The sequence below is a fragment of the Wolbachia endosymbiont of Atemnus politus genome, assembly GCF_013309895.1.
Genome location: NZ_JAAXCS010000140.1, coordinates 1 through 2,991, shown reverse-complemented (window position 1 = coordinate 2,991; position 2,991 = coordinate 1). Strand labels below are relative to the sequence as shown.

General features: G+C 35.9%; 2 protein-coding genes. Both read right to left on the bottom strand.

Annotation, left to right across the window (positions count from 1 at the left end; all coding sequences use genetic code 11):
* Nucleotides 1-29 precede the first annotated feature (29 nt).
* Nucleotides 30-1,292, bottom strand: coding sequence for a Tol-Pal system protein TolB (locus tag HET73_RS06790; protein ID WP_174133369.1), 1,263 nt, complete (start codon nucleotides 1,290-1,292; stop codon nucleotides 30-32).
* A gap of 5 nt (nucleotides 1,293-1,297) precedes the next feature.
* Nucleotides 1,298-2,932: a ribonuclease J gene (locus tag HET73_RS06785; RefSeq protein ID WP_174134247.1), complete on the bottom strand. Its 1,635-nt coding sequence runs from the start codon at nucleotides 2,930-2,932 to the stop codon at nucleotides 1,298-1,300.
* Nucleotides 2,933-2,991 lie beyond the last annotated feature (59 nt).

The following is a 2,991-nucleotide window of genomic DNA, read 5'->3' as shown; positions in this document are numbered from 1 at the left end:
AAGATCAAAACTACCCAAGGAAAAAGATCCTAAAAATAAGACCAATCTGGTAAATAGGCATTTGTGGGAGTAGAAATCATTTTGTGATTTTTCTTTACTAAGTCCACTAAATACAGTTTAGAGTTACTCAGTGATTCTGTCTTTGTGAAAATGATTCCTCTACCGTTTGGTAACCATGCTGGAGACTCAATTTTATGCCCCTCTGAAAGCAAACGTTCTTCTTTACCATCTGGTTTCATAACCCCTATGTAAAATCTTCCTAACTGGATCTTTGTAAAAGCTATAAGATCCCCTTTTGGCGACCAAACAGGGGTAGCATATTTTCCACTTCCACAACTAATCCTTTTGGGTTTTTTATTTTTTTTAGTAAAGTCAATTATATATAGCTGCTGACTTCCACTTATATCAGAACTAAAAACCATGTATTTCTGATCTGGAGAAAGAGAGGGAGAAGTGCTTATCGCTGAACTTCTAGTAATTTTTTTCGTACGTTTACTACTTAAATCTAAAGATAATATATTCGTTTCACCATTAGATGAGTGAGAGATTAAAAGAGATCTGCCATCAGGAGAAAATCTCGGAGCAGAGATAACTCCCTCAAATGCCCTAACTATTGATTCAGCATTGTCTTTCAAATTCCTCAATATTATGTAGCTTCTACCATCTAGATATGAAATATAAACAATACTCTCCCCACTTGGCGAAAATCTCGGTGTTGACACAAATTTATCGCCATTTGTTAAATATTTTATATCACTTCCATCTTGATTCATAACAGCGATTTTGCGTACGGATTTATAATTGCTATCTTTTTCCTCGGCAATGTACGCTATCTTCGTGTTAAAATGCCCTCTTTCGCCAATTAATCTATCATGTATTGCATCTGAAATAAGATGGCCAATTTTTCTCCAGTCTTTTGCAGGGAAAACAATTGACTGGATAAATAACTCTCTTTTTGTGAAAGCATCAAATAAACGAAATGATAGCTCCAAGTTTTTACCTGATACTTCGCTTAAACTGATTGTAACCGATGCGTCGCTTTTCCAAGATGTGATTTCAGTCTCTGTAACACGTTTTACATTAAATAAGCCACAATTAGATAAATTCGTCTCAACTATTTTTGCAATGCTTTCGCTTAATTCACTTGCTAGCTCTGTTTTACATTTGCATTTGGATACAACAAGGCTGATATTACCAACACTGTTTTTTCTGATGTCAACATACAAAGCAGCTTTAGCAAAATAAGGAATAAATAACGAAAGAAGTAATATTAGCTGAATGAGCAACTTCATTCATTTTATACCTGTTCTATTTGGATTTCAATTATAGGTCTCTTTAGTAAATATTCCTTTAAGATACTAAATATTGAGCTCTCAATCTTATTTCTTATTTTTTTTGTCGACTGTAAACTAAACGCTGACTCAACCGTTTTTATGATTCTCTGCATGATAGCGGCATCTTCTGTTGTTCCGAAAACGCCAGGTGCAAATACTTTTGGTTTAGCAAGCAATTTATTTTTTCTGTTTACAACTGCTGTTACTACAATAGCTCCTGCATCCCTCATCTTCTTACGCATTTTTATGACACTACTCTCTGGATAACGCAGCAACATACCATCAACACCAAAGTAGTCAACATCAATTGAATCAACTTTTTCTCCATTCTCCAAGTTAATGATATCACCTGGTGCAATCATTATTGCTTTTTCCACACAACATTCCTTAGCAAATTTTACATGTACATGCGTGTGAATATATTCACCATGCACTGGAATAGCCATCTTAGGTTTGATCAAAGAATACATCTCCCTTAGCTCTGCTTTCACTGGGTGCCCAGAAGCATGAATGTTCTCCGTTTTTTCAGTAACAACTTCCACTCCCATCTCAATAAAAGCATTGAGCATGTTATGTGCACGAGTTTCATTTCCAGGAATGATTTTTGACGAAAAGATCATTGTATCACCCTGTTGCATTTTGAATGCATGGTGACTCTTATAAGCAAGTTTTGAGGTTGCTGCCATTGGCTCACCTTGGCAACCAGTGCAGATTAATAATAGCTTTTCCCTTGGCAAGTCTGCCACATCTTTTGCTTCAAGAAATTGAACAGAATCGGTTAAATAACCACTATCTTGTGCAACTTTTACTATTCTCCATAAGGATCTACCAAGCAAAACTACTTTTCTATCCAGTTCCTTTGCAGCCTGGCTTATTGTTTCAATCCGTGCTACGTTTGAAGCAAATAGCGACACAGCAACTAGCTTTTTAGACTGCCTTATTATGTTATAAATATTGTTATAAATTTCACCTTCTGACTCAGGATTATGTTTGCTCAATATGTTTGTCGAATCACAAATTGCTGCAAGCAGATCACCTTTATCGCCAATTTCTTTTAAACGACTTACGTTAGAAGTTAGCCCAACAACAGGTTTTGGATCGAATTTCCAATCGCCAGTATGGAGTGCGTTGCCCACACCAGTGCTAACTAATATTGAATGTGCTTCAGGAATTGAGTGAGTTACATTTATAAACTCAATGGTGAAAGGCCCCAAATTTATGCTACCGTTTATATCTACCTCTTCCACAGGCACCACACCTTCCAGCCGAAATTCCTTTAGTTTCTCCTTGAGAAAATTAACCGTGAACTTTGTTGTATATATGGGACATTGCAATTCTTCCCACAAGTAAGGCACTGCACCGCAGTGGTCTTCGTGTGCATGCGTAATTATTATCCCAAGTAAATCCTTTTTTCTTTGAGCAATAAAGCTTACATCAGCAATTAATAGTTCAATACCTGGCATAGTTTCATCGGCAAAACCAATACCAAGATCAATCATAATCCACTTGTCTTGGTAGTGATATAGGCTAACATTCATCCCAATTCTGCCTACTCCTCCGAGTGGAAGAAATAAAAATTCGTTTTTGTTTATATTCATTAATTTTAAATTATTAAAATATGAGGATAGCAAAACTTCAGTTTTAAATAAAGGAGTTT

Coding starts and splice junctions, on each gene's coding strand:
- HET73_RS06790 (WP_174133369.1), bottom strand. CDS start 1,292: ATGAAGTTGCTCATTCAGCTAATATTACTTCTTTCGTTATTTATTCCT.
- HET73_RS06785 (WP_174134247.1), bottom strand. CDS start 2,932: ATGAATATAAACAAAAACGAATTTTTATTTCTTCCACTCGGAGGAGTA.